Genomic DNA, 338 nt, shown 5'->3' on the forward strand with positions numbered 1-338 from the left:
AACCTTTGGATTTATTTTATGATGACTCCTGACCTGGCTTTTACAGACCTTATTTTTCCTGTTTTTTTACAGGGTGCCTCGTCGGGATTATTGTTTTTACCAATTGTCATATTTATACTATCCTCAGCACCTCCTAATACTGGCACATCTGGTTTGGTAGTAGCCGCTTATGCCCGGTTTATAGCTGCCTTAAACTCTTTTGCGGGATTTTATAACCTTCAGTTATATTTTAATCAGTATTTCAAAGAAGGTTTTATGGGTTATTTGACTGGTGAAACGCAGCAAACTGTCACGCGGATAGCTACATATCGGCAGTTATATGCAGCTAAAGGGTTTAC

At 38.8% G+C, this 338-nt stretch carries 1 protein-coding gene; it reads left to right on the forward strand.

Going from position 1 to position 338, the window contains the following annotated elements:
- Positions 1-338 (forward strand): hypothetical protein (locus tag LN893_RS20420; protein WP_439651237.1); only part of this gene is annotated, 338 nt, incomplete at both ends.

The organism is Pontibacter harenae (assembly GCF_020907245.1).
GTDB classification, from domain to species: Bacteria; Bacteroidota; Bacteroidia; order Cytophagales; family Hymenobacteraceae; genus Pontibacter; species Pontibacter harenae.